Raw genomic sequence first — 26569 nt, forward strand, 5'->3', positions numbered from 1 at the left:
TCAGTAGTGAAACGATGCATCGCCGATGGTAGTGTGGGGTTTCCCCATGTGAGAGTAGGTCATCGTCAAGATTAAATTCCGAAACCCCTATCTGCGCATGCAGGTAGGGGTTTTGTCTTTTCTGGCCTCTGTGGGAGCGGCAGTGCGCCTGCAGCGGCGATCCAGGCGCCTCAATCCCATCAGTTTTCTATGCAATCCCCACCCGCATGGCTATCATGCCAGCCTCATTACGAGTCGAGATTGGCATGCTGAAGTTGTTGAAGCTCCTCAAGGATGGCCGGTTCCATTCCGGGCAGGACCTGGGGGTCGCCCTTGGCGTAAGTCGTAGCGCTGTCTGGAAACAGTTGCAGCACCTCGAGGCTGAGCTGAATCTACCCATTCATAAAGTGCGTGGCCGCGGTTATCAGTTGGCGGCGCCGTTGTCTCTGCTGGAGGAGTCGGCTATCGCCGAACACTCGCAGGGCGAGTGCTGGCCTGCACAGGTATTCGACTCCATCGATTCGACCAATGCCCAGGCCTTGCGTGCGATTGGTGAAGGTCAGGCCGCGCCTTTCCTGGTCCTGGCGGAGCGCCAGACGGCGGGGCGCGGGCGGCGTGGGCGGCAGTGGGTCAGCCCATTTGCCGAGAACCTCTATTACAGCCTGGTGCTACGCATCGAGGGCGGCATGCGTCAGCTCGAAGGCTTGAGCCTGGTGGTGGGGCTTGCGGTCATGCATACACTGCAGTCATTCGGTGTAGCTGATGCTGGCTTGAAGTGGCCGAACGACGTTCTGGTCAATAATCAAAAGATCGCCGGCATCCTGCTGGAGTTAGTGGGTGATCCAGCTGATGTCTGTCACGTGGTGCTGGGTATTGGCATTAATGTGAACATGCAAGCCAGCAGCGAGGTGGACCAGCAGTGGACCTCTGTGTGTCGCGAGGCGGGCGCGGCTATCGATCGCAATTTGTTGGTCGCCAGGCTCAACCATAACCTGCAGCTCGACCTGGAGCGGCATCGGCAGGCCGGTTTCGCCGGATTCCAGCAAGAGTGGGAGCAGGCGCACCTGTGGCAGGGGCGGGCGGTATCCTTGATTGCCGGGGTCAACAAGATCGACGGTGTGGTACTGGGTATCGATGGCCAAGGCGCATTACGTCTTGAGGTCGATGGCGTAGAGAAGAGCTTCAGCGGTGGTGAGCTCAGTTTGAGGTTGCGTGATGGTTCTTGAGCTCGATTGCGGAAACAGCTTTATCAAGTGGCGGGTTATCCGCAGTACAGATGCGTCGATCGTTGCTGGTGGCGTGGTCGACTCCGATCAGGCATTGCTGACAGCGGTCAGGGCGCTGCCTCGGCCGCCTCAGCGCTGCCGCCTGGTCAGTGTCCGTAGCGAAGAGGAAACGACCGCTCTTTCGGCGCTGTTGTTCCAGCACTTTGGGGTTAGTGTCCTGGTCGCACAACCAGCGAAAGAGGTTGGCGGCGTGCGCAATGGTTATGAAGACTATCAGCGCCTTGGTCTGGATCGCTGGCTTGCGGTGTTGGGTGCTTATCGCTTGGCCAAGGGCGCGTGCCTGGTTATGGACTTTGGTACTGCGGCAAAGGCTGACTTCGTTGCAGCTGATGGCGAGCACTTGGGTGGCTTCATTTGCCCCGGCATGCCGTTGATGCGCAGCCAATTGCGCACCCATACCCGGCGGATTCGCTACGACGATGCGTCAGCTGAACGTGCTTTGTCGAGTATGGCGCCTGGACGTTCAACGGTAGAGGCGGTTGAGCGCGGCTGTGTGCACATGCTCAAGGGTTTTGTCCGCTCCCAGATTGAGCATGCGCACGCATTGTGGGGTGATGATTTCACCGTGTTGCTGACTGGAGGCGATGCGCCCCTGGTGCAAGAGGCTGCGCCGAATGCCCGAGTGGTGCCGGATCTGGTATTTGTCGGCCTGGCCATGGCCTGTCCGCTGGATTGAGGTGACTATGCGTTGGTTGTTTCTGTTGTTGCTGGTGCTCAATGGTGTCTATTACGTCTGGCATCAGCAGGAGGCGCCCCTGAAGGTCAAAGAGGTGGCACCGCTATCGCTCTACAAGGGCAATCAACAAGGTATTCGTTTGTTGAGCGAGTCTCGTCAGGGTAAGCAGGCGCCCGAGCGTGGTCAGGAATGTCTTTACGTGGGTGGTCTGAGCAGCCAGGAGCAGCTTGATGCCTTGCGTCAGCGTTTACTGACCCTGGATGTGGTGGCGGCCCCGGTGCTTGGTCGGCTCGGTGATGCGACGGGGTTGTGGCTGCAGATAGCGCCGCAAAGCCAGCATTTACTGGAGCAAACCCTGCTTGGGACACTTTCCCATGATTTCAAAGACTTAAAACATAAAATAATGTTGTGCAGGGGTATTGCAACTGGCGAATAGCTTGATAGAATGGCGCCCGCTTCACAGGGATGACCACTAAGTGGTAACGCTGAGAAGCAGCTGTCAAATTAGCTAACCTCAAGATTTTAATGAGAAAAAGCTTGACAGTAGGACGGCAGGAGTTGAAAATGCCGCCCAGCTCAGGAGGGGTTCCCGAGCGGCCAAAGGGATCAGACTGTAAATCTGACGTCTACGACTTCGAAGGTTCGAATCCTTCCCCCTCCACCATTTTAGCGAGAGCTGCAAGCCTCGCGGGTATAGTTTAGTGGTAGAACCTCAGCCTTCCAAGCTGATGATGCGGGTTCGATTCCCGCTACCCGCTCCAAGTTTGCAGTTGTTGCACAGTGTTACGCTCTTGTAGCTCAGTTGGTAGAGCACACCCTTGGTAAGGGTGAGGTCAGCGGTTCAAATCCGCTCAAGAGCTCCATATAACAAGGCAGATATGAAAATATCTGCCTTTGTTTTAATGGTCGTATTAACTTGCTTATTTCTTCTTGCTGAGGATTGTCTCGATGGCTAAGGAAAAGTTCGATCGTAGTCTGCCGCATGTGAACGTCGGCACCATTGGTCATGTTGACCATGGCAAGACCACGCTGACCGCAGCGCTGACTCGCGTCTGCTCCGAAGTTTTCGGTTCGGCCGTCGTTGAGTTCGACAAGATCGACTCGGCTCCAGAAGAAAAAGCTCGCGGTATCACCATCAATACCGCGCACGTCGAGTACAACTCGAACATTCGTCACTACGCTCACGTTGACTGCCCAGGTCACGCTGACTACGTGAAGAACATGATCACCGGTGCTGCCCAGATGGACGGCGCGATCCTGGTTTGCTCGGCCGCTGATGGTCCGATGCCGCAAACCCGTGAGCACATCCTGCTGTCCCGTCAGGTTGGCGTTCCGTACATCGTGGTCTTCCTGAACAAGGCTGACCTGGTAGACGACGCTGAGCTGCTGGAACTGGTCGAGATGGAAGTTCGCGACCTGCTGTCCACCTACGACTTCCCAGGCGACGACACCCCGATCATCATCGGTTCGGCTCGTATGGCGCTGGAAGGCAAAGACGACAACGAAATGGGCACCACCGCTGTCAAGAAGCTGGTTGAGACTCTGGACAGCTACATCCCAGAGCCTGAGCGTGCTATCGACAAGCCGTTCCTGATGCCAATCGAAGACGTATTCTCGATCTCGGGTCGTGGTACCGTTGTTACCGGTCGTATCGAGCGTGGTATCGTCCGCGTTCAGGACGCCCTGGAAATCGTTGGTCTGCGTGACACCACCACCACCACCTGCACTGGTGTTGAGATGTTCCGCAAGCTGCTGGACGAAGGTCGTGCTGGCGAGAACTGCGGCGTTCTGCTGCGTGGCACCAAGCGTGACGACGTTGAGCGTGGTCAGGTTCTGGTCAAGCCGGGTTCGGTCAAGCCGCACACCAAGTTCACCGCAGAGGTTTACGTTCTGAGCAAAGAAGAAGGCGGCCGTCACACTCCGTTCTTCAAAGGCTACCGTCCACAGTTCTACTTCCGTACTACTGACGTGACCGGTAACTGCGAGCTGCCAGAAGGCGTTGAAATGGTAATGCCAGGTGACAACATCCAGATGACTGTCACTCTGATCAAAACCATCGCAATGGAAGATGGTCTGCGTTTCGCTATCCGTGAAGGCGGTCGTACCGTCGGCGCTGGCGTCGTAGCAAGGATTATCGAATAAGTAGTTGATTTCTCTCGATCGGGTCGGCATAATGGCCGGCCTGATAAGCTTTTAGGTCAGTAGCTCAATTGGCAGAGCGACGGTCTCCAAAACCGTAGGTTGGGGGTTCGATTCCCTCCTGACCTGCCAGATTCACCTCGTGTGTCTGGCTTTCTTTTCACAGGATCTTCCTAGATGACTCCCAAGGCTGAAGCCCAAGACTCTCGTTTTGATCTGCTCAAGTGGCTGGCTGTTGTCGCTTTGGTGGTCGTTGGTGTTGTGGGTAATCTTTATTACTCCGCTTCGCCGATTCTGTATCGCGTACTCGCGCTGCTTGTCCTGGCTGCTGTGGCTGGCTTCATCGCCCTGCAGACCGCTAAAGGCAAGTCGTTCTTTACGCTGGTAAAGGAAGCTCGCACCGAGATTCGTAAAGTCGTATGGCCAACCCGTCAAGAGACTATGCAAACCACGCTCATCGTAGTGGCGGTTGTGCTGGTGATGGCGCTGCTGCTGTGGGGTCTCGACTCCCTGCTCGGTTGGTTGATTTCCTTGATTGTTGGCTAAGGGTGTCCCGTGGCTAAGCGTTGGTATGTTGTGCATGCTTACTCGGGTTACGAGAAGCATGTAATGCGCTCGCTGATCGAGCGCGTAAAGCTGGCTGGCATGGAGGACGGCTTCGGCGAAATTCTGGTCCCCACTGAGGAAGTGGTTGAGATGCGCAATGGCCAGAAGCGCAAAAGCGAACGCAAGTTCTTCCCAGGCTACGTTCTGGTGCAGATGGACATGAGCGAAGGGACTTGGCACTTGGTCAAGGATACTCCTCGCGTCATGGGCTTCATCGGTGGTACTGCAGACAAACCTGCGCCGATCACCGATAAAGAAGCTGAAGCCATCCTGCGTCGCGTTGCCGATGGCAGCGACAAGCCCAAGCCGAAGACGTTGTTCGAGCCGGGCGAAGTGGTTCGCGTCATCGATGGCCCGTTTGCTGATTTCAACGGTACCGTTGAAGAAGTTAACTACGAGAAGAGCCGGATCCAGGTGGCCGTGCTCATTTTCGGTCGCTCTACCCCGGTAGAGCTCGAGTTCAGCCAGGTCGAAAAGGTCTAGCCGGACAAAGCATCCCATACCCCGCAGCCCTATGTGCTGCGGGGTTTTGTCGTCACTGGGATAAAACGCAAGTCATCCGGGGAGCCTTCTGGCGTTCGTACCCGATATTGGAGTAGCTCATGGCTAAGAAGATTCAGGCTTACATCAAGCTGCAAGTAAAGGCCGGCCAGGCCAACCCAAGCCCACCCGTTGGTCCAGCACTGGGTCAACACGGTGTGAACATCATGGAATTCTGCAAGGCCTTCAACGCCCGTACTCAGGGTCAAGAAGCCGGCCTGCCGACTCCTGTGATCATCACTGTTTACAGTGACCGCAGCTTCACCTTCGAAACCAAAAGCACCCCTGCTTCGGTTCTGCTGAAGAAAGCAGCTGGCCTGACCAGCGGTTCTGCACGTCCGAACACCGTTAAAGTCGGTACTGTGACCCGTGCTCAGCTGGAAGAGATCGCAAAAACCAAAAATGCTGATCTGACCGCCGCTGACATGGAAGCAGCCGTGCGTACCATCGCCGGTTCTGCTCGCAGCATGGGCCTCAACGTGGAGGGTGTGTAATGGCTAAGCTGACCAAGCGCCAAAAGGCCATTGCTTCGAAGATCGAAGCGGGCAAAGTCTACAACTTCGAAGACGCAGCAGTGCTGCTGGCCGAACTGTCCACCGTGAAGTTCAGCGAATCCTTCGACGTTGCTGTCAACCTCGGCGTTGACCCACGTAAATCCGACCAGGTCGTTCGTAGCGCTACTGTGCTGCCACACGGCACTGGCAAGACCGTACGTGTTGCTGTCTTCACCCAGGGTCCAGCTGCTGAGGCCGCTCTGGCTGCCGGCGCTGACCGTGTAGGTATGGACGATCTGGCTGCCGAAATGAAAGGCGGCGACCTGAACTATGACGTCGTTATTGCTTCCCCGGATGCAATGCGTGTTGTAGGTCAACTGGGTCAGGTTCTGGGTCCTCGCGGCCTGATGCCTAACCCGAAAGTCGGTACCGTAACTCCAGACGTAGCCACCGCGGTCAAAAACGCCAAGGCTGGTCAGGTTCGTTATCGCACCGACAAAAACGGCATCATCCACACCTCCGTTGGCAAAGTCGGCTTTGAAGCTGGCAAGCTGAAGGAAAACGTTGAAGCCCTGATCGCTGATCTGAAGCGTATCAAGCCAGCTTCTTCGAAAGGTATCTATGTTAAGCGCGTTACCCTGAGCACCACCATGGGCCCAGGTCTGGTCATCGACCAGAGCTCGCTGAACGCGTAAGACAAAAGCCGGCGCGAGTAATCGCGTCCGCTTGAAAAATTGGGGTCCCTGCCTGGCGGGGGCTATCCAAGACCGTAGGCGGCGCAAGCCTTAAACCTCAAGCCTACGCAGATGGTGCCCCTGGTTTCTTAGCGAACCAGACACCAAAACGACATCCGGCTTCGGCCAGATGAAACGGTAACAAGCAGGAGTTTTACCCGTGGCAATTAAACTCGAAGACAAGAAGGCCATCGTCGCTGAAGTCAACGAGGCTGCCAAAGTCGCTCTGTCTGCTGTCGTGGCTGATGCCCGTGGCGTGACTGTAGGCGCAATGACCGGACTCCGTAAAGAGGCTCGTGAAGCTGGCGTTTACGTACGTGTTGTACGTAACACCCTGCTCAAGCGCGCTGTTGCTGACACTGAATTCAGTGTCCTCAACGACGCCTTCACCGGCCCTACCCTGATCGCGTTCTCCAACGAACACCCGGGCGCTGCTGCCCGTCTGTTCGCAGAATTCGCCAAGGGTCAGAGCAAGTTCGAGATCAAGGCAGCTGCGTTCGACGGCAAGTTCCTTGCCGCAAACCAGATCGACGTGTTGGCTTCCCTGCCGACCCGCGACGAGGCTATTGCGAAGCTGATGAGCGTGATCCAAGGCGCGACCAGCAAGCTGGCTCGTACTCTGGCAGCCGTTCGCGACCAGAAAGAAGCTGCTGCTGCCTAAGGCACCGCAAGCTCTTTCGAAATCATACGTTTAATTTGATGGCTGCGTAGGCTGTCACCCCAATACAGGATTTAAGTCATGTCTCTGACTAACGAGCAAATCATCGAAGCAATCGGCCAGAAAACCGTTCTGGAAGTTGTTGAGCTGATCAAAGCAATGGAAGAAACCTTCGGTGTTACCGCTGCTGTTGCCGCTGCTGGCCCAGCTGCTGCCGCTGCCGTTGTTGAAGAACAAACCGAGTTCAACGTTGTTCTGAAAGCCGCTGGCGACAAGAAAGTCAACGTGATCAAGGCTGTTCGTGAACTGACCGGTCTGGGTCTGAAAGAAGCCAAGGAGAAGGTTGATACCGCTCCTCAGGTGATCCTGGAAGGCGTTGCTAAAGACGCGGCTGACAAAGCTGCTGCTCAGCTGACCGAAGCAGGCGCTGAAGTCGAAGTTAAGTAACTCTCGACTGTGCGTCTCCAGCCCGAGCGATAAGCGAAAGGCTGATGGCTGGTGGCTTTTGCCACCGGCCTTTTTCCGTTATTGGCGGCTGACCAGGTCGGCGCCGATGACGAGCGGTAACCACCAATGATGGTGGCGCAAACCATGGGGTTTGCACGATTTTCTGGCTGCTCCCGTCGGGAGAAGCCAAACAAGCAGGTGACCAAGCTGGGGAACGCTGATGGCTTACTCATACACTGAGAAAAAACGTATCCGCAAGGACTTTAGCAAGTTGCCGGACGTCATGGATGTGCCTTACCTCCTGGCCATCCAGCTGGATTCGTATCGTGAATTCTTGCAAGCGGGAGCGACCAAAGATCAGTTCCGCGACGTGGGCCTGCATGCGGCCTTCAAATCGGTTTTCCCGATCATCAGCTACTCCGGCAATGCTGCCCTGGAGTACGTTGGCTATCGTCTGGGCGAACCGGCTTTTGATGTCAAAGAATGCGTACTGCGCGGCGTGACCTACGCGGTGCCGCTGCGGGTAAAAGTCCGCCTGATCATTTTCGACAAAGAGTCGTCGAACAAAGCGATCAAGGACATCAAAGAGCAAGAAGTCTACATGGGTGAAATTCCCCTGATGACTGAAAACGGTACCTTCGTTATCAACGGTACCGAGCGTGTTATCGTTTCCCAGCTGCACCGTTCGCCAGGTGTGTTCTTCGACCACGACCGTGGCAAGACGCACAGCTCGGGCAAGCTGCTGTACTCGGCACGGATCATTCCTTACCGCGGTTCGTGGCTGGACTTCGAATTCGATCCGAAAGACTGTGTATTCGTCCGTATCGACCGTCGTCGCAAGCTGCCTGCGTCGGTACTGCTGCGCGCGCTGGGTTACAGCACCGAAGAAGTACTGGATGCCTTCTACACCACCAACGTTTTCCACGTCTCGGGCGAGAAGCTCAGCCTGGAGCTGGTGCCTCAGCGCCTGCGTGGTGAAATTGCGGTCATGGACATCCATGATGAAACCGGCAAGGTGATTGTCGAGCAAGGTCGTCGTATTACCGCTCGCCACATCAACCAGCTGGAAAAGGCTGGCGTTAAGCAACTGGACGTTCCTATGGAATACGTCCTGGGCCGTACTACCGCCAAGGCCATCGTTCACCCGGCTACCGGCGAAATCCTGGCCGAGTGCAACATCGAGCTGAACACCGAGCTGCTGATCAAGATCGCCAAGGCTCAGGTTGTCCGTATCGAGACCCTGTACACCAACGACATCGACTGCGGTCCGTTCATCTCCGATACCCTGAAGATCGACTCCACCAGCAATCAGCTGGAAGCGCTGGTCGAAATCTATCGGATGATGCGTCCTGGCGAGCCGCCAACCAAGGATGCCGCCGAGACCCTGTTCAACAACCTGTTCTTCAGCGCCGAACGTTACGATCTGTCGGCCGTTGGTCGCATGAAGTTCAACCGTCGTATCGGTCGTACCGAGATCGAAGGTTCGGGCGTGCTGAGCAAGGAAGACATCGTCGAGGTCCTCAAGACCCTGGTCGATATCCGTAACGGCAAAGGTATCGTCGACGACATCGACCACCTGGGTAACCGTCGCGTTCGTTGCGTCGGCGAGATGGCCGAGAACCAGTTCCGCGTTGGCCTGGTGCGTGTCGAGCGCGCGGTCAAAGAGCGTCTGTCGATGGCTGAAAGCGAAGGCCTGATGCCTCAGGACCTGATCAACGCCAAGCCGGTTGCGGCGGCGGTGAAAGAGTTCTTCGGCTCCAGCCAGCTCTCGCAGTTCATGGACCAGAACAACCCGCTCTCCGAGATCACCCACAAGCGTCGTGTCTCCGCACTCGGCCCTGGCGGTCTGACCCGTGAGCGTGCAGGCTTCGAAGTCCGTGACGTACACCCGACCCACTACGGCCGTGTGTGCCCGATCGAGACCCCTGAAGGCCCGAACATCGGTCTGATCAACTCCCTGGCGGCCTATGCCCGCACCAACCAGTACGGCTTCCTGGAAAGCCCGTACCGTGTGGTTAAAGAGGGTGTTGTCAGCGACGACATCGTGTTCCTGTCAGCGATCGAAGAAGCCGATCACGTCATCGCCCAGGCTTCGGCCGCGATGAACGAGAAGAAGCAACTGGTCGACGAGCTGGTGGCCGTTCGTCACCTGAACGAATTCACCGTCAAGGCGCCGGAAGACGTCACCCTGATGGACGTATCGCCGAAGCAGGTAGTTTCGGTCGCAGCGTCGCTGATTCCGTTTCTCGAGCACGACGACGCCAACCGTGCGTTGATGGGTTCGAACATGCAGCGTCAGGCTGTACCAACCCTGCGTGCCGACAAGCCGCTGGTCGGTACCGGTATGGAGCGTAACGTTGCGCGTGACTCCGGCGTTTGCGTCGTGGCTCGTCGTGGCGGCGTGATCGACTCCGTTGATGCCAGCCGTATCGTGGTGCGTGTTGCTGATGACGAAGTAGAAACCGGTGAAGCGGGTGTCGACATCTACAACCTGACCAAGTACACCCGCTCGAACCAGAACACCTGCATCAACCAGCGTCCGCTGGTGAGCAAGGGTGATGTGGTTCAGCGTAGCGACATCATGGCCGACGGTCCGTCCACCGATATGGGTGAGCTGGCACTGGGTCAGAACATGCGCATCGCGTTCATGGCATGGAACGGCTTCAACTTCGAAGACTCCATCTGCCTGTCCGAGCGGGTGGTTCAGGAAGACCGCTTCACCACGATCCACATCCAGGAACTGACCTGTGTGGCGCGTGACACCAAGCTTGGCCCAGAGGAAATCACCGCAGACATCCCGAACGTCGGTGAAGCTGCGCTGAACAAGCTGGACGAAGCCGGTATCGTCTACGTTGGTGCTGAAGTTGGCGCTGGCGACATTCTGGTCGGCAAGGTCACGCCAAAAGGCGAGACCCAGCTGACTCCAGAAGAGAAGCTGCTGCGCGCGATCTTCGGTGAGAAGGCTAGCGACGTCAAAGACACCTCCCTGCGCGTGCCAACCGGCACCAAAGGTACTGTCATCGACGTACAGGTCTTCACCCGTGATGGCGTTGAGCGCGACAGCCGTGCGCTGTCCATCGAGAAGATGCAGCTCGACGAGATCCGCAAGGACCTGAACGAAGAGTTCCGTATTGTTGAAGGTGCAACCTTCGAGCGTCTGCGTTCTGCCCTGAACGGCCAGGTGGTCGACGGTGGTGCAGGCCTGAAGAAAGGTACTGTGATCACCAACGAAGTGCTGGACGGTCTGGAGCACGGCCAGTGGTTCAAACTGCGCATGGCCGAAGACGCGCTGAACGAGCAACTCGAGAAGGCTCAGGCCTACATCGTTGATCGTCGCCGTCTGCTGGACGACAAGTTCGAAGACAAGAAGCGCAAGCTGCAGCAGGGCGATGACCTGGCACCGGGCGTACTGAAGATCGTCAAGGTCTACCTGGCAATCCGTCGCCGCATCCAGCCGGGCGACAAGATGGCCGGTCGTCACGGTAACAAGGGTGTGGTCTCGGTGATCATGCCGGTCGAAGACATGCCGCACGACGCCAACGGTACGCCAGTTGACGTGGTACTCAACCCTCTGGGTGTACCATCGCGTATGAACGTCGGTCAGATCCTCGAAACCCACCTGGGCCTGGCGGCCAAAGGTCTGGGCGAGAAGATCAACCGCATGCTCGAAGAGCAGCGCAAGGTCATCGAGCTGCGCAAGTTCCTCACCGAGATCTACAACGAGATCGGTGGTCGTCAGGAAAGCCTGGAAGACTTCTCCGACCAGGAAATCCTGGATCTGGCGAAGAACCTCAAAGGCGGTGTGCCAATGGCCACTCCAGTCTTCGACGGCGCCAAGGAAAGCGAAATCAAGGCCATGCTGAAACTGGCAGACATGCCAGAAAGCGGTCAGATGCAGCTGTTCGACGGCCGTACCGGTAACAAGTTCGAGCGTCCAGTGACCGTTGGTTACATGTACATGCTCAAGCTGAACCACTTGGTGGACGACAAGATGCACGCGCGTTCCACTGGTTCTTACAGCCTGGTTACCCAGCAGCCGCTGGGTGGTAAGGCGCAGTTCGGTGGTCAGCGTTTCGGGGAGATGGAAGTGTGGGCGCTGGAAGCATACGGCGCGGCATACACCCTGCAAGAAATGCTCACAGTGAAGTCGGACGACGTGAACGGTCGGACCAAGATGTACAAAAACATCGTGGACGGCGATCACCGTATGGAGCCGGGCATGCCCGAGTCCTTCAACGTGTTGATCAAAGAGATCCGTTCGCTCGGTATCGATATCGATCTGGAAACCGAATAACACGTGACGCGAATCGGGAGCGCGGCTGAAAAGCCCGCTCCCTGCTCCGCCAGGAGGAAAGGCCTTGAAAGACCTACTGAATTTGCTGAAAAACCAGGGTCAAGTCGAAGAGTTCGACGCCATCCGTATCGGATTGGCCTCGCCTGAGATGATCCGTTCGTGGTCGTTCGGTGAAGTTAAAAAGCCGGAAACCATCAACTACCGTACGTTCAAGCCTGAGCGTGACGGCCTGTTCTGCGCCAAGATCTTTGGCCCAGTCAAGGACTACGAGTGCCTGTGCGGTAAGTACAAGCGCCTGAAGCACCGTGGCGTGATCTGTGAGAAGTGTGGCGTTGAAGTCGCCCTGGCCAAGGTTCGTCGTGAGCGCATGGCGCACATCGAACTGGCCTCTCCAGTTGCCCACATCTGGTTCCTGAAATCGCTGCCGTCGCGTATCGGCCTGCTGATGGATATGACCCTGCGTGATATCGAGCGTGTTCTCTACTTCGAGAGCTATGTCGTTATCGATCCAGGCATGACCACGCTGGAAAAAGGCCAGCTGCTCAACGACGAGCAGTACTTCGAAGCGCTGGAGGAGTTCGGTGATGACTTCGACGCCCGTATGGGTGCCGAGGCTGTCCGCGAGCTGCTGCACGCTATCGACCTGGAGCACGAGATCGGTCGCCTGCGCGAAGAGATTCCGCAGACCAACTCGGAAACCAAGATCAAGAAGCTGTCCAAGCGTCTGAAGCTGATGGAAGCTTTCCAGGGCTCGGGCAACCTGCCTGAGTGGATGGTCCTGACCGTTCTGCCGGTTCTGCCGCCAGATCTGCGTCCATTGGTTCCGCTGGATGGCGGTCGCTTCGCGACTTCCGACCTGAACGATCTGTATCGTCGGGTGATCAACCGTAACAACCGTCTGAAGCGCCTGCTCGATCTGTCCGCGCCGGACATCATCGTGCGCAACGAAAAGCGCATGCTGCAGGAAGCGGTCGACGCCTTGCTGGATAACGGCCGTCGCGGCCGTGCCATCACCGGCTCGAACAAGCGTCCTCTGAAATCCCTGGCCGACATGATCAAGGGTAAGCAAGGTCGTTTCCGTCAGAACTTGCTCGGTAAGCGTGTTGACTACTCTGGCCGTTCGGTAATTACCGTAGGTCCGACCCTGCGTCTGCACCAGTGCGGTCTGCCGAAGAAGATGGCTCTCGAGCTGTTCAAGCCGTTCATTTTCGGCAAGCTGGAAATGCGCGGTCTGGCGACCACCATCAAAGCTGCCAAGAAGATGGTCGAGCGTGAGCTGCCAGAGGTGTGGGACGTTCTCGCTGAAGTGATTCGCGAACACCCCGTACTGCTCAACCGTGCGCCGACCCTTCACCGTCTGGGTATCCAGGCGTTTGAACCGGTACTGATCGAAGGTAAGGCTATCCAGCTGCACCCGCTGGTCTGTGCTGCGTACAACGCCGACTTCGACGGTGACCAGATGGCCGTTCACGTGCCGCTGACGCTGGAAGCCCAGCTCGAAGCGCGCGCGCTGATGATGTCGACCAACAACATCCTGTCGCCAGCCAACGGTGAGCCAATCATCGTTCCGTCGCAGGACGTTGTACTGGGTCTGTACTACATGACCCGTGAGGCCATCAACGCCAAGGGCGAAGGTCGCGTATTCGCCGACCTGCAGGAAGTCGACCGCGTATTCCGCGCCGGCGAAGCTGCCCTGCACGCCAAGATCAAGGTTCGTATCAACGAAACCGTCAACGATCGTGATGGCGGCAGCGTCAAGAACACCCGTATCGTCGACACCACTGTCGGCCGTGCTCTGCTGTTCCAGGTTGTTCCACCAGGTCTGTCGTACGACGTGGTCAACCAGCCAATGAAGAAAAAGGCGATCTCCAAGCTGATCAACCAGTGCTACCGCGTGGTTGGTCTGAAAGAGACGGTGATCTTCGCTGACCAGCTGATGTACACCGGTTTTGCCTACTCGACCATCTCCGGCGTTTCCATCGGTGTTAACGATTTCGTTATCCCGGATGAAAAAGCCCGCATCATCGGTGCTGCCACCGACGAAGTGAAAGAGATCGAGAGCCAGTACGCCTCCGGCCTGGTAACCCAGGGCGAGAAGTACAACAAAGTCATCGACTTGTGGTCCAAGGCGAACGACGAAGTTTCCAAGGCGATGATGACCAACCTCTCGAAAGAGAAGGTTATCGACCGCGAAGGCAACGAAGTCGAGCAAGAGTCCTTCAACTCGATGTACATGATGGCTGACTCCGGTGCCCGGGGTTCGGCAGCTCAGATTCGTCAGCTGGCCGGTATGCGTGGTCTGATGGCCAAGCCGGACGGCTCGATCATCGAGACGCCGATCACCGCGAACTTCCGCGAAGGTCTGAGCGTACTCCAGTACTTCATCTCGACGCACGGTGCTCGTAAAGGTCTGGCGGATACCGCGTTGAAAACCGCGAACTCCGGTTACCTGACCCGTCGTCTGGTAGACGTTGCCCAGGATCTGGTCGTGACCGAGATCGACTGCGGCACCGAGCAAGGCCTGCTGATGACGCCGCACATTGAAGGCGGCGACGTTGTAGAGCCGCTGGGTGAGCGGGTACTGGGTCGTGTTATCGCCCGTGACGTGTTCAAGCCAGGCACCGACGACGTTATCGTTCCGGCCGGTACCCTGGTCGACGAGAAGTGGGTCGAATTCATCGAGCTGAACAGCATCGACGAAGTGATCGTGCGTTCGCCGATCAGCTGTGAAACCCGCTACGGCATCTGCGCCAAGTGCTACGGTCGTGACCTGGCTCGCGGTCACCAGGTGAACATCGGTGAAGCGGTCGGCGTTATCGCTGCTCAGTCGATCGGTGAGCCGGGTACCCAGCTGACCATGCGTACGTTCCACATCGGTGGTGCTGCAAGCCGGACCTCGGCTGCCGACAGTGTCCAGGTGAAGAACGGCGGTATGGTGCGTCTGCATAACCTGAAGCAGGTTGTGCGTGCCGACGGTAACCTGGTAGCCGTGTCGCGTTCCGGTGAGTTGGCGATTGCCGACGAATTCGGTCGTGAGCGTGAGCGCTACAAGCTGCCTTACGGTGCGGTGATTTCGGTCAAGGAAGGCGACAAGGTCGACGCTGGCGCAATCGTCGCCAAGTGGGACCCGCACACCCACCCGATCGTTACCGAAATGAAAGGTACCGTGACCTTCGTGGGCATGGAAGAAGGCATCACCATCAAGCGTCAGACCGACGAATTGACGGGTTTGACCAACATCGAAGTTCTGGACGTCAAAGACCGTCCGGCTGCAGGTAAGGAAATCCGTCCTGCAATCAAGATGGTCGATGCCAATGGCAAGGATCTGCTGCTGCCGGGTACCGACGTACCGGCTCAGTACTTCCTGCCGGCAAACGCCCTGGTCGGTGTGGCCGACGGTGCTCAGATCGGCGTCGGCGACGTTATCGCGCGTATTCCGCAAGAAACCTCGAAGACCCGTGACATCACCGGTGGTCTGCCACGCGTTGCTGACCTGTTTGAAGCCCGTCGTCCGAAAGAAGCCTCGATTCTGGCTGAAGTCAGCGGCACCATCGCCTTCGGTAAAGAGACCAAAGGCAAGCGCCGTCTGGTCATCACCCCGAACGACGGTAGCGATCCGTACGAAGAGCTGATTCCGAAGTGGCGTCACCTGAACGTCTTCGAAGGCGAACAAGTGAACCGCGGCGAAGTTATCTCCGACGGTCCAAGCGATCCGCACGACATCCTGCGTCTGCTGGGTGTAAGCGCGCTGGCCAAGTACATCGTCAACGAGATTCAGGACGTTTACCGTCTGCAAGGCGTGAAGATCAACGACAAGCACATCGAAACCATCCTGCGTCAGATGCTGCGCAAGGTCGAGATTGCCGAGTCGGGTGATTCCAGCTTCATCAAGGGCGACCAGATGGAACTGACCCACGTACTGGTAGAGAACGAGCGCCTCGGCGCGGAAGACAAGTTTGTCTCCAAGTTCACTCGCGTACTGCTGGGTATCACCAAGGCCTCGCTGTCCACCGAATCGTTCATCTCGGCGGCTTCCTTCCAGGAAACCACCCGCGTACTGACCGAAGCGGCGGTGACCGGCAAGCGCGATTACCTGCGCGGCCTGAAAGAAAACGTGGTTGTTGGTCGTCTGATCCCGGCCGGTACCGGTCTGGCCTACCACAGCGAGCGCAAGCGTCGCCGTGATGCCGACAAGCCGCTGCGCGTAAGTGCCAGTGAGGTGGAAGCCGCACTGACTGAAGCGCTGAACTCCAGCGGTAACTGAAAGTAGGACAGGGCCCTGGCTGACCCGATCCGGTCATTGGCGACATAAATTGTTGCCGATGACTGGAGGAGGGAGGCTGGGGCCTCGTCTTGACTGGGGGCAAGATCCTCTTTAGACTCTTGTACCCCTAAATTTGGTGGGACTTCGTCCTGCCAATTTTTGCTTTTCTTGCAAGACAATAGCGTCGCAAGACAACAGTGGAGCTAGTAGATGGCAACTATCAACCAGCTGGTACGTCAGCCGCGTAAGCGTATCGTCGAGAAATCCGACGTTCCTGCGCTGCAGAACTGCCCGCAACGTCGTGGCGTGTGCACCCGTGTGTACACCACTACGCCGAAAAAACCTAACTCGGCACTGCGTAAAGTATGCCGTGTGCGTCTGACCAACGGTTTCGAGGTTTCCTCGTACATCGGCGGTGAAGGCCACAACCTGCAAGAGCACAGCGTCGTACTGATCCGTGGCGGTCGTGTAAAAGACTTGCCAGGTGTTCGTTATCACACCGTTCGCGGCTCCCTGGATACCTCCGGCGTTAAAGGTCGTAACCAAGGTCGTTCGAAGTACGGTACCAAGCGTCCGAAGTAATCGGCCGTTTGCAGCAATTTGCAGTTATTCATTTTATTGAGTCGATAAGAGTAAGGTCGGGCACGCACCCTTTGGGTCCACTGTCCCGGGCTAACCTGAAGACCGTTTGAGGGCTTATCAATGCCAAGACGTCGTGTAGCAGCCAAGCGTGAGATTCTGGACGATCCAAAATACGGAAGCCAGATCCTCGCCAAGTTCATGAACCACGTAATGGAAAGCGGCAAGAAAGCCGTTGCCGAGCGTATCGTTTACGGTGCACTGGACAAGGTTAAAGAACGCAAGAACAGCGATCCCCTGGAAATCTTCGAGAAAGCTCTCGACGCCATCGCTCCGCTGGTCGAAGTTAAGTCGCGCCGTGTTGGCGGTGCCACTTACCAGGTTCCTGTTGAAGTTCGTCCATCCCGTCGTAACGCCCTGGCAATGCGCTGGTTGGTAGACTATGCCCGCAAGCGTGGCGAGAAGTCCATGGCTCTGCGCCTGGCTGGCGAGCTGCTGGATGCTGCTGAAGGCAAAGGTGCTGCAGTCAAGAAGCGTGAAGACGTACACCGTATGGCCGAAGCCAACAAAGCGTTCTCGCACTACCGCTTCTAATTCAGGCATCACTATTTTTGCGAGGGCTCTATGGCTCGTACTACACCAATCAACCGCTACCGTAACATTGGTATTTGCGCGCACGTTGACGCGGGCAAAACTACCACTACCGAGCGGATCCTGTTCTACACAGGTCTGAGCCACAAAATGGGCGAGGTGCATGATGGCGCCGCGACCACCGACTGGATGGTGCAGGAGCAGGAGCGGGGTATTACTATTACCTCCGCTGCCGTTACCACCTTCTGGCAGGGTTCCCGTGCTCAGTATGACAACTACCGCGTAAACGTCATCGATACCCCTGGCCACGTTGACTTCACCATTGAAGTAGAACGTTCGCTGCGCGTACTCGACGGCGCCGTTGTTGTTTTCTGCGGCACCTCCGGTGTTGAGCCTCAGTCCGAAACCGTATGGCGTCAAGCCAACAAGTACGGCGTTCCACGTGTTGTTTACGTGAACAAGATGGACCGTGCTGGCGCTGACTTCCTGCGTGTAGTTGGTCAGATCAAGAACCGTCTGGGTCACACCCCGGTTCCTGTTCAACTGGCTATCGGTTCCGAAGATAACTTCCAGGGTCAGGTTGATCTGATCAAGATGAAGGCTATCTACTGGAACGACGACGACAAAGGCACCACTTATCGTGAGGAAGAGATTCCTGCCGATATGCTGGCGCTGGCTGAAGAGTGGCGCGCCAATATGGTCGAAGCCGCTGCAGAAGCCAACGAAGAGCTGATGAACAAGTACCTTGAAGAAGGTGAGCTGACCGTCGACGAAATCAAAGCCGGTCTGCGTGCGCGCACCCTGGCCAGCGAGATCGTTCCGGCTGTCTGCGGTTCTTCCTTCAAGAACAAGGGCGTTCCTCTGGTTCTCGATGCTGTCATCGACTTCCTGCCTGCTCCGACCGAAATCCCGGCGATCAAGGGTATTCACCCTGATCTGATCGAGAAGTCGAAGGAAGAGCTGGTTGAGGCTGACTACGACGAGCGTCATGCAGACGACAACGAGCCGTTCTCGGCTCTGGCGTTCAAGATTGCTACCGACCCGTTCGTTGGTACTCTGACTTTCGTGCGCGTCTACTCGGGCTTCCTGAGCTCGGGCGACTCCGTGATCAACTCGGTCAAGGGCAAGAAAGAGCGCGTTGGTCGTATGGTGCAGATGCACGCCAACCAGCGTGAAGAGATCAAAGAAGTACGTGCAGGCGACATCGCTGCTCTGATCGGCATGAAGGACGTCACCACTGGTGACACCCTGTGCAACGCCGACAAGCCGATCATCCTTGAGCGTATGGACTTCCCTGAGCCGGTAATTTCGGTAGCTGTTGAGCCGAAAACCAAGCAGGACCAGGAAAAGATGGGTATCGCACTGGGCAAACTGGCTCAGGAAGACCCGTCGTTCCGCGTCAAGACCGATGAAGAAACTGGCCAAACCATCATTTCTGGTATGGGCGAGCTTCACCTGGATATCCTCGTTGACCGCATGAAGCGTGAATTCAACGTCGAAGCCAACATCGGTAAGCCTCAGGTTTCGTACCGCGAGAAGATCTCCAAGGACAACGTCGAAATCGAAGGTAAGTTCGTTCGTCAGTCCGGTGGTCGCGGTCAGTTCGGTCATTGCTGGATTCGCTTCTCGCAGCCGGCAACGGACGAGAAGGGCAACATCACCGAAGGCCTGGCGTTCACTAACGAGGTTGTGGGTGGTGTTATTCCTAAGGAATACATCCCGGCGATCCAGAAAGGCATCGAAGAGCAGATGAAAAACGGCGTTGTTGCCGGTTATCCGCTTATCGGCCTGAAGGCCACCGTGTTTGATGGTTCCTACCACGACGTCGACTCCAACGAGATGGCGTTTAAAGTGGCGGCCTCCATGGCGACCAAGCAGCTGGCCAGCAAGGGCGGCGGTGTTGTGCTTGAGCCGATCATGAAGGTTGAAGTAGTAACCCCAGAGGACTACATGGGTGACGTGATGGGTGACCTGAACCGTCGTCGTGGTCTGATCCAGGGTATGGATGACTCGGTCTCCGGCAAGGTGATCCGTGCTGAGGTACCGTTGGGTGAAATGTTCGGTTATGCGACCGACGTTCGTTCCATGTCTCAGGGTCGCGCGAGCTACTCCATGGAATTCTCCAAATACGCTGAGGCTCCGGCGAACATCGTCGAAGCTCTCGTTAAAAAACAAGGCTGATTCAGCCCCTTTAGGCTAGGAGTTCACTGTCGTGGCTAAAGAAAAATTTGATCGTTCCCTCCCGCACGTCAACGTTGGCACCATCGGTCACGTTGACCACGGTAAAACCACTCTGACCGCAGCTCTGACTCGCGTTTGCTCCGAAGTATTCGGTTCCGCAATCGTCGACTTCGACAAGATCGACAGCGCGCCAGAAGAGAAAGCTCGCGGTATCACCATCAACACCGCGCACGTCGAGTACAACTCGAAAATTCGTCACTACGCTCACGTTGACTGCCCAGGTCACGCTGACTACGTGAAGAACATGATCACCGGTGCTGCGCAGATGGACGGCGCGATCCTGGTTTGCTCGGCCGCCGATGGTCCGATGCCACAAACCCGTGAGCACATCCTGCTGTCCCGTCAGGTTGGCGTTCCGTACATCGTGGTCTTCCTGAACAAGGCTGACCTGGTAGACGACGCTGAGCTGCTGGAACTGGTCGAGATGGAAGTTCGCGACCTGCTGTCCACCTACGACTTCCCAGGCGACGACACCCCGATCATCATCGGTTCGGCTCGTATGGCGCTGGAAGGCAAAGACGACAACGAAATGGGCACCACCGCTGTCAAGAAGCTGGTTGAGACTCTGGACAGCTACATCCCAGAGCCTGAGCGTGCTATCGACAAGCCGTTCCTGATGCCAATCGAAGACGTATTCTCGATCTCGGGTCGTGGTACCGTTGTTACCGGTCGTATCGAGCGTGGTATCGTCCGCGTTCAGGACGCCCTGGAAATCGTTGGTCTGCGTGACACCACCACCACCACCTGCACCGGTGTTGAGATGTTCCGCAAGCTGCTGGACGAAGGTCGTGCTGGCGAGAACTGCGGCGTTCTGCTGCGTGGTACCAAGCGTGACGACGTTGAGCGTGGTCAGGTTCTGGTCAAGCCGGGTTCGGTCAAGCCGCACACCAAGTTCACCGCAGAAGTTTACGTTCTGAGCAAGGAAGAAGGCGGCCGTCATACTCCGTTCTTCAAAGGCTACCGTCCACAGTTCTACTTCCGTACTACTGACGTGACCGGTAACTGCGAGCTGCCAGAAGGCGTTGAAATGGTAATGCCAGGTGACAACATCCAAATGGAAGTCACTCTGATCAAAACCATCGCAATGGAAGATGGTCTGCGTTTCGCTATCCGTGAAGGCGGTCGTACCGTCGGCGCTGGCGTCGTAGCCAAAATCATCGAGTAATCTTCGATAGGTTGAAAAAGCCCCCGCTCAGCGGGGGTTTTTTTATTGGGTTGACACCCAATAGGGGCCTCTATAGAATCACGCCTCCTTTTAACGGGCGTAGTGCGCCCGGTGGGAATAGCAGCCTGGAGTCTGAAATCCAATGCAAAATCAGCAAATCCGTATCAGGTTGAAGGCTTTTGACCATCGCCTGATCGACCAATCCACCCAGGAAATCGTGGAAACCGCGAAACGTACTGGTGCTCAAGTGCGTGGTCCAATTCCACTGCCTACTCGCAAAGAGCGGTTCACCGTTCTGGTCTCCCCGCACGTCAACAAAGACGCGCGTGACCAGTACGAGATCCGTACTCATAAGCGCGTTCTGGACATCGTCCAGCCAACGGATAAAACCGTTGATGCTCTTATGAAGCTTGATCTTGCAGCAGGTGTGGAAGTGCAGATCAGCCTCGGCTAAGACTTGGGTCTTAGTCGTGTAACGCTCTGAAATGGGCGGCCATAGCGGGTGAAAGCCCCGTACACTCATGAGGTTTACAACATGACTATTGGTGTAGTCGGTCGTAAATGCGGTATGACCCGCATTTTTACCGAAGAAGGTGTCTCCATTCCGGTCACGGTCATTGAGATCGAGCCGAATCGCGTCACCCAGTTCAAAACCGAAGAAACTGATGGCTACCGTGCAGTGCAAGTCACTGTTGGTGAGCGTCGTGCTTCGCGTGTGACTGCTGCTCAAGCAGGTCACTTTGCTAAAGCGAACGTTGCCGCTGGTCGCGGTGTCTGGGAGTTCCGTCTTGAAGAAGGCGACTACCAGGCTGGCGACTTGATCAATGCAGAAATTTTCGCAGCTGGCCAAATGGTAGATGTTACCGGTCAGTCGAAGGGTAAAGGCTTTGCCGGTACCATCAAGCGTTGGAATTTCCGCGGTCAAGATAACACCCACGGTAACTCCGTTTCCCACCGCGTCCCGGGCTCTATCGGCCAGTGCCAGACTCCTGGTCGTGTATTCAAGGGCAAAAAAATGTCCGGTCACATGGGCGCCGAGCGCGTGACCGTTCAGTCCCTGGAAGTAGTGCGCGTCGACGCTGAACGCAATCTGTTGCTGGTCAAGGGTGCCGTTCCTGGCGCTACTGGCGGTGATCTGGTTGTGCGTCCGGCTGCCAAGGCTCGCGGTTAAGGGGAAGCTGACATGCAACTAAATGTAAATGACGCTCAAGCGATCGAAGTTTCCGAACTGACTTTCGGTGGCGAATTCAACGAGACGCTGGTTCACCAAGCAGTCGTGGCCTACATGGCCGGCGGCCGTCAGGGCACCAAGCAGCAGAAAACCCGTTCCGACGTTGCTGGTGGCGGTAAGCGCCCATGGCGTCAGAAAGGTACTGGCCGCGCTCGTGCCGGTACTATCCGTAGCCCAATCTGGCGTGGCGGTGGTACCACTTTCGCAGCTCGTCCTCAGGATCACTCGCAGAAGCTCAACAAGAAGATGTATCGCGCAGCAATGCGTTCCATCCTTGCCGAGCTGGTGCGTACCGATCGTCTGGTCGTGGTTCAGGACTTCGCTGTTGAAGCGCCGAAAACCAAAGACCTGCTGAACAAGCTGAATGGCATGGGTCTGAGCGACGTACTGATCGTTTCTGACGCTGTTGATCAGAATCTGTACTTGGCTGCTCGTAACCTTCCGCACGTCGACGTACGTGACGTACAGGGTTCCGATCCAGTTAGTCTGATCGCATACGACAAAGTGTTGATCACTGTGTCGGCCGTGAAGAAATTCGAGGAGCTGCTGGGATGAACCAGGAACGCGTATTTAAAGTCCTCCTTGGCCCGCACGTTTCCGAGAAGGCTACCGTTCTGGCTGAGAAGAAAGGCCAGTTCGTATTCAAGGTTGCTACCGATGCAACCAAGCTGGAAATCAAGAAAGCTGTCGAAGGTCTGTTCGGCGTAAAAGTCGAAAACGTGTCGACTGTAAACGTTCTGGGTAAAACCAAGCGTACCGCACGTGGCCTGGGCAAGCGTAATGACTGGAAGAAGGCGATCGTATCCCTTCAGCCAGGCCAAGATCTCGATTTCAGCAGCAGTGCTGAGTAAGGAAGGGGTGCATCATGGCAATCGTTAAATGCAAACCGACTTCCCCTGGCCGCCGTTTCGTGGTCAAGGTGGTCAACAAGGAGCTGCATAAAGGCGCTCCTCACGCACCGCTGCTCGAGAAGAAATCGAAGTCTGGTGGTCGTAACAACAATGGCCGCATCACTACTCGTCACGTAGGTGGTGGTCATAAGCAGCATTACCGTATGGTCGATTTCCGTCGCAACGACAAAGATGGCATCGTCGCCACTGTCGAGCGTATCGAATACGATCCAAACCGTACTGCTCACATCGCACTGCTGTGCTACGCAGACGGCGAGCGCCGCTACATCATCGCCCCTAAAGGCGTGAGTGCTGGCGACCAGCTGATCGCAGGTGCTCTGGCTCCAATCAAGCCAGGAAACTCCCTGCAACTGCGCAACATCCCAGTGGGTAGCACCATTCACGGCATCGAACTGAAGCCGGGCAAAGGTGCACAGATCGCTCGTTCCGCTGGTGCTTCGGCTCAGCTGATCGCTCGCGAAGGTGTCTATGTGACCCTGCGTCTGCGCTCTGGTGAAATGCGTAAAGTCCTGGCTGAATGCCGTGCGACCCTGGGTGAAGTCTCGAACTCCGAGCACAGCCTGCGTTCGCTGGGTAAAGCTGGTGCCAAACGCTGGCGTGGCGTTCGCCCAACCGTTCGTGGTGTTGCCATGAACCCGGTTGACCACCCACATGGTGGTGGTGAAGGTCGTACCTCCGGTGGTCGTCATCCGGTATCGCCATGGGGCTTCCCGACTAAGGGCGCGAAGACTCGTGGTAATAAGCGTACCGACAACATGATCGTCCGTCGTCGCAAGTAAATAGAGGGATACGACAGTGCCACGTTCTCTGAAAAAAGGTCCTTTTATCGATCTTCACCTACTGAAGAAGATCGAAGTGGCGGCGGAGAAGAACGATCGCAAACCAGTTAAAACCTGGTCGCGCCGTTCCATGATCCTGCCACAAATGGTCGGTCTGACCATCGCGGTACACAACGGTCGCCAACACGTCCCAGTTCTCGTGAACGAAGACATGGTCGGCCATAAACTGGGCGAGTTTGCCGGTACCCGCACCTATCGTGGGCACGTGGCTGACAAGAAAGCCAAGCGTTAAGGGGTTAGGAAATGGAAGTAGCCGCTAAGTTGTCGGGCGCTCGAATCTCCGCCCAGAAAGCCCGCTTGGTCGCCGACCAGATCCGCGGGAAGAAGGTGGGCGAAGCGCTCAACCTGTTGGCCTTCAGCAGCAAAAAAGCCGCTGAAATCATGAAGAAAGTCCTCGAGTCGGCCGTTGCCAACGCCGAGCATAACGAAGGCGCAGACGTTGATGACCTGAAGGTCTCCACCGTTTTCGTCAACGAAGGGCGTTCGCTGAAGCGCATCATGCCGCGTGCCAAAGGCCGCGCTGATCGCATCGTCAAGCGGTCTTGCCATATCACTGTCAAGGTTGCGGACAAGTAACGGAGTCGATCAGATGGGTCAGAAAGTACATCCCACTGGCATTCGCCTGGGAATCGTCAAGGAGCACACCTCCGTCTGGTACGCAGACGGTCGGACTTATGCGGACTATTTGCTCGCAGATCTGAATGTGCGTGAGTACCTCCAAGACAAACTAAAAAGCGCGTCCGTTAGCCGTATCGATATCCATCGTCCGGCTCAAACTGCACGCATCACCATCCACACCGCTCGTCCAGGTATCGTTATCGGGAAGAAAGGTGAGGATGTTGAGAAACTGCGTCAGGACCTGACCAAGCAAATGGGTGTGCCTGTGCACATCAATATCGAAGAGATCCGCAAGCCGGAACTCGACGGTATGCTGGTTGCTCAGAGCGTTGCTCAGCAGCTGGAGCGTCGTGTGATGTTCCGTCGCGCCATGAAGCGCGCCGTACAGAACGCCATGCGCATTGGTGCCAAAGGCATCAAGATCCAGGTGAGCGGTCGTCTCGGCGGTGCTGAAATCGCACGTACTGAATGGTATCGCGAAGGTCGTGTGCCACTGCACACCCTGCGTGCCGACATCGACTATGCCACTTACGAAGCTCACACCACTTACGGTGTGATCGGTGTGAAGGTTTGGATTTTCAAAGGCGAAGTTATTGGTGGTCGCCAAGAAGAACTGAAACCACAAGCACCAGCGCCTCGTAAAAAAGCTGCTAAGTAAGGGGTACGCCAAATGTTGCAACCAAAGCGTACAAAATTCCGCAAGCAGATGACTGGCCACAACCGTGGTCTGGCACTGCGCGGTAGCAAAGTCAGCTTCGGCGAGTTTGCTCTGAAAGCTGTTGCTCGCGGTCGTCTCACCGCCCGCCAGATTGAGTCGGCACGTCGTGCTCTGACCCGTCACGTAAAACGTGGTGGTAAAATCTGGATCCGTGTGTTCCCGGACAAGCCGATCTCCAAGAAGCCTCTCGAAGTGCGGATGGGTAAAGGTAAAGGTTCCGTGGAATACTGGGTTGCCCAGATCCAGCCAGGCAAAGTCCTGTACGAGATCGAGGGTGTTTCTGAAGAGCTGGCGCGTGAGGCTTTCGCCTTGGCGGCTGCAAAGCTGCCTCTCGCCACCTCCTTTGTTAAGCGGACGGTGATGTGATGAAAGCGAATGAACTTCGTGAAAAATCAGCACAGCAGCTGAACGAGCAACTGCTCGGCTTGCTGCGCGACCAGTTCAATCTGCGTATGCAGAAAGCAACTGGCCAGTTGGGGCAGTCGCACCTGCTCTCGCAAGTTAAGCGTGACATCGCTCGCGTGAAAACTGTGCTCAACCAGCAGGCAGGTAAGTGATCATGGCTGAAGCTGAAAAAACCGTCCGTACGCTGACTGGCCGTGTCGTCAGCGACAAGATGGACAAAACCATCACCGTACTGATCGAGCGTCGCGTAAAGCACCCGATCTACGGTAAATACGTTAAGCGTTCGACTAAGCTGCACGCACACGACGAAACCAATCAGTGCCACATCGGCGACAAGGTCTCCATCCGCGAGACCCGTCCGCTGGCCAAGACCAAAGCTTGGGCACTGGTTGAAGTTCTCGAACGCGCTGTTGAAGTCTAAGGGCTAAGGGTCGGAGAAATTTTATGATTCAGACTCAATCCATGCTCGATGTGGCCGATAACAGCGGCGCTCGTCGCGTCATGTGCATCAAGGTTCTCGGCGGTTCGCACCGCCGTTACGCCGGTATCGGTGACATCATCAAGGTAACCGTCAAGGAAGCAATTCCGCGCGGTAAAGTGAAGAAAGGCCAAGTGATGACTGCTGTTGTAGTCCGCACTCGCCACGGTGTCCGTCGCGCTGACGGCTCCATCATCCGCTTTGATGGCAATGCTGCTGTTCTGCTGAACAACAAGCAAGAGCCGATCGGCACCCGTATCTTTGGGCCAGTGACGCGTGAACTTCGTACTGAGAAGTTCATGAAGATCGTCTCGCTCGCCCCAGAAGTGCTGTAAGGAGATCCGACATGCAAAAGATTCGTCGTGACGACGAGATCATCGTGATCGCCGGCAAAGACAAAGGTAAGCGCGGTAAGGTGCTCAAGGTTCTCGCTGACGACCGTCTGGTCGTTGGTGGGATCAACCTGGTGAAGCGTCATACCAAGCCTAACCCGATGTCGGGCGTACAAGGCGGTATCGTCGAGAAAGAAGCGCCACTGCACGCTTCCAACGTCGCCATTTTCAACGGCGAAACCAACAAGGCTGACCGCGTTGGTTTCAAAGTAGAAGAAGGCAAGAAAATTCGTGTCTTCAAGTCGACCCAAAAAGCGGTTGATGCTTGAACACTGCTAGGTAGA

29 protein-coding genes and 4 tRNA genes are annotated in these 26569 nt (G+C 56.4%); all 33 read left to right on the top strand.

Going from position 1 to position 26569, the window contains the following annotated elements:
* The first annotated feature begins 245 nt into the window (after positions 1-245).
* On the top strand, positions 246-1205 hold the full coding sequence (gene birA, locus ACRESH_RS15715) for a bifunctional biotin--[acetyl-CoA-carboxylase] ligase/biotin operon repressor BirA (RefSeq protein ID WP_431742876.1): 960 nt from the start codon (positions 246-248) through the stop codon (positions 1203-1205).
* Entirely contained in the window at positions 1195-1941 is a 747-nt protein-coding gene (locus ACRESH_RS15720; RefSeq protein WP_431742921.1) for a pantothenate kinase, read from the top strand. Before birA ends, ACRESH_RS15720 begins: the two co-directional genes overlap by 11 nt.
* 7 nt (positions 1942-1948) lie before the next feature.
* Positions 1949-2377 (top strand): hypothetical protein, encoded by a 429-nt coding sequence (locus tag ACRESH_RS15725; RefSeq protein WP_431742877.1) that lies wholly within the window; start codon positions 1949-1951, stop codon positions 2375-2377.
* Between the two features lie 143 nt (positions 2378-2520).
* Positions 2521-2605, top strand: a tRNA-Tyr gene (locus ACRESH_RS15730).
* Between the two features lie 23 nt (positions 2606-2628).
* Positions 2629-2702, top strand: a tRNA-Gly gene (locus tag ACRESH_RS15735).
* Between the two features lie 26 nt (positions 2703-2728).
* Positions 2729-2804 (top strand) — tRNA-Thr (locus ACRESH_RS15740).
* 85 nt (positions 2805-2889) lie between these two features.
* Positions 2890-4083: an elongation factor Tu gene (tuf, locus tag ACRESH_RS15745; protein WP_431742878.1), complete on the top strand. Its 1194-nt coding sequence runs from the start codon at positions 2890-2892 to the stop codon at positions 4081-4083.
* A gap of 53 nt (positions 4084-4136) precedes the next feature.
* Positions 4137-4212, top strand: a tRNA-Trp gene (locus ACRESH_RS15750).
* Between the two features lie 45 nt (positions 4213-4257).
* Positions 4258-4626 (top strand): preprotein translocase subunit SecE, encoded by a 369-nt coding sequence (gene secE / locus ACRESH_RS15755; RefSeq protein ID WP_038606143.1) that lies wholly within the window; start codon positions 4258-4260, stop codon positions 4624-4626.
* A 9-nt stretch (positions 4627-4635) separates the two neighbouring features.
* The gene (nusG, locus tag ACRESH_RS15760; protein WP_431742879.1) at positions 4636-5169 is read left to right on the top strand and encodes a transcription termination/antitermination protein NusG; all 534 of its coding nucleotides are present in this window, start codon (positions 4636-4638) and stop codon (positions 5167-5169) included.
* 119 nt (positions 5170-5288) lie between these two features.
* Positions 5289-5720, top strand: a complete 432-nt coding sequence (gene rplK / locus ACRESH_RS15765) for a 50S ribosomal protein L11 (protein ID WP_028944937.1) — start codon at positions 5289-5291, stop codon at positions 5718-5720.
* Positions 5720-6415: a 50S ribosomal protein L1 gene (rplA, locus tag ACRESH_RS15770; RefSeq protein WP_038606147.1), complete on the top strand. Its 696-nt coding sequence runs from the start codon at positions 5720-5722 to the stop codon at positions 6413-6415. The genes rplK and rplA overlap by 1 nt, the downstream gene beginning before the upstream one ends.
* Positions 6416-6614: 199 nt before the next feature.
* Complete coding sequence (rplJ, locus tag ACRESH_RS15775; RefSeq protein ID WP_045190247.1) at positions 6615-7115, top strand: 50S ribosomal protein L10; 501 nt, start codon at positions 6615-6617, stop codon at positions 7113-7115.
* Between the two features lie 78 nt (positions 7116-7193).
* On the top strand, positions 7194-7559 hold the full coding sequence (gene rplL / locus ACRESH_RS15780) for a 50S ribosomal protein L7/L12 (protein WP_431742880.1): 366 nt from the start codon (positions 7194-7196) through the stop codon (positions 7557-7559).
* A 220-nt stretch (positions 7560-7779) separates the two neighbouring features.
* The gene (gene rpoB, locus ACRESH_RS15785) at positions 7780-11853 is read left to right on the top strand and encodes a DNA-directed RNA polymerase subunit beta (protein ID WP_431742881.1); all 4074 of its coding nucleotides are present in this window, start codon (positions 7780-7782) and stop codon (positions 11851-11853) included.
* Between the two features lie 64 nt (positions 11854-11917).
* Positions 11918-16117 (top strand): DNA-directed RNA polymerase subunit beta', encoded by a 4200-nt coding sequence (gene rpoC / locus ACRESH_RS15790; RefSeq protein WP_431742882.1) that lies wholly within the window; start codon positions 11918-11920, stop codon positions 16115-16117.
* A gap of 210 nt (positions 16118-16327) precedes the next feature.
* Complete coding sequence (rpsL, locus tag ACRESH_RS15795; protein WP_003186084.1) at positions 16328-16699, top strand: 30S ribosomal protein S12; 372 nt, start codon at positions 16328-16330, stop codon at positions 16697-16699.
* 120 nt (positions 16700-16819) lie between these two features.
* On the top strand, positions 16820-17290 hold the full coding sequence (rpsG, locus tag ACRESH_RS15800; RefSeq protein ID WP_008089143.1) for a 30S ribosomal protein S7: 471 nt from the start codon (positions 16820-16822) through the stop codon (positions 17288-17290).
* A gap of 30 nt (positions 17291-17320) precedes the next feature.
* Positions 17321-19468, top strand: coding sequence for an elongation factor G (fusA, locus tag ACRESH_RS15805; protein ID WP_431742883.1), 2148 nt, complete (start codon positions 17321-17323; stop codon positions 19466-19468).
* 31 nt (positions 19469-19499) lie between these two features.
* On the top strand, positions 19500-20693 hold the full coding sequence (gene tuf / locus ACRESH_RS15810) for an elongation factor Tu (protein ID WP_431742884.1): 1194 nt from the start codon (positions 19500-19502) through the stop codon (positions 20691-20693).
* 142 nt (positions 20694-20835) lie between these two features.
* A complete protein-coding gene (gene rpsJ, locus ACRESH_RS15815) occupies positions 20836-21147 on the top strand; it encodes a 30S ribosomal protein S10 (RefSeq protein WP_003186070.1) in 312 nt (103 codons plus the stop codon).
* 81 nt (positions 21148-21228) lie between these two features.
* On the top strand, positions 21229-21864 hold the full coding sequence (gene rplC, locus ACRESH_RS15820; RefSeq protein WP_028944484.1) for a 50S ribosomal protein L3: 636 nt from the start codon (positions 21229-21231) through the stop codon (positions 21862-21864).
* Between the two features lie 12 nt (positions 21865-21876).
* Complete coding sequence (gene rplD / locus ACRESH_RS15825; protein WP_010220305.1) at positions 21877-22479, top strand: 50S ribosomal protein L4; 603 nt, start codon at positions 21877-21879, stop codon at positions 22477-22479.
* Positions 22476-22775, top strand: a complete 300-nt coding sequence (gene rplW / locus ACRESH_RS15830; RefSeq protein WP_010220306.1) for a 50S ribosomal protein L23 — start codon at positions 22476-22478, stop codon at positions 22773-22775. Before rplD ends, rplW begins: the two co-directional genes overlap by 4 nt.
* A gap of 14 nt (positions 22776-22789) precedes the next feature.
* Positions 22790-23614 carry a 50S ribosomal protein L2 gene (gene rplB, locus ACRESH_RS15835; protein WP_400171208.1) on the top strand — a complete coding sequence of 275 codons (825 nt, stop codon included), beginning with the start codon at positions 22790-22792 and terminating at the stop codon, positions 23612-23614.
* Between the two features lie 16 nt (positions 23615-23630).
* Positions 23631-23906, top strand: a complete 276-nt coding sequence (gene rpsS / locus ACRESH_RS15840; RefSeq protein WP_002555486.1) for a 30S ribosomal protein S19 — start codon at positions 23631-23633, stop codon at positions 23904-23906.
* Positions 23907-23917: 11 nt separating this feature from the next.
* Positions 23918-24250, top strand: coding sequence for a 50S ribosomal protein L22 (gene rplV, locus ACRESH_RS15845; RefSeq protein ID WP_003103908.1), 333 nt, complete (start codon positions 23918-23920; stop codon positions 24248-24250).
* A 13-nt stretch (positions 24251-24263) separates the two neighbouring features.
* On the top strand, positions 24264-24950 hold the full coding sequence (rpsC, locus tag ACRESH_RS15850) for a 30S ribosomal protein S3 (RefSeq protein ID WP_010220308.1): 687 nt from the start codon (positions 24264-24266) through the stop codon (positions 24948-24950).
* A 12-nt stretch (positions 24951-24962) separates the two neighbouring features.
* Positions 24963-25376 carry a 50S ribosomal protein L16 gene (gene rplP / locus ACRESH_RS15855; protein WP_003255479.1) on the top strand — a complete coding sequence of 138 codons (414 nt, stop codon included), beginning with the start codon at positions 24963-24965 and terminating at the stop codon, positions 25374-25376.
* A complete protein-coding gene (gene rpmC, locus ACRESH_RS15860; RefSeq protein ID WP_002555481.1) occupies positions 25376-25567 on the top strand; it encodes a 50S ribosomal protein L29 in 192 nt (63 codons plus the stop codon). The genes rplP and rpmC overlap by 1 nt, the downstream gene beginning before the upstream one ends.
* 2 nt (positions 25568-25569) lie before the next feature.
* Complete coding sequence (gene rpsQ, locus ACRESH_RS15865; RefSeq protein WP_028944481.1) at positions 25570-25836, top strand: 30S ribosomal protein S17; 267 nt, start codon at positions 25570-25572, stop codon at positions 25834-25836.
* A gap of 23 nt (positions 25837-25859) precedes the next feature.
* Positions 25860-26228 carry a 50S ribosomal protein L14 gene (rplN, locus tag ACRESH_RS15870; RefSeq protein ID WP_002555479.1) on the top strand — a complete coding sequence of 123 codons (369 nt, stop codon included), beginning with the start codon at positions 25860-25862 and terminating at the stop codon, positions 26226-26228.
* An 11-nt stretch (positions 26229-26239) separates the two neighbouring features.
* Entirely contained in the window at positions 26240-26554 is a 315-nt protein-coding gene (rplX, locus tag ACRESH_RS15875; protein ID WP_008374158.1) for a 50S ribosomal protein L24, read from the top strand.
* Positions 26555-26569: the final 15 nt, after the last annotated feature.

Origin of the sequence: Pseudomonas sp. (assembly GCF_050739775.1) — a bacterium.
GTDB lineage: Bacteria > Pseudomonadota > Gammaproteobacteria > Pseudomonadales > Pseudomonadaceae > Aquipseudomonas.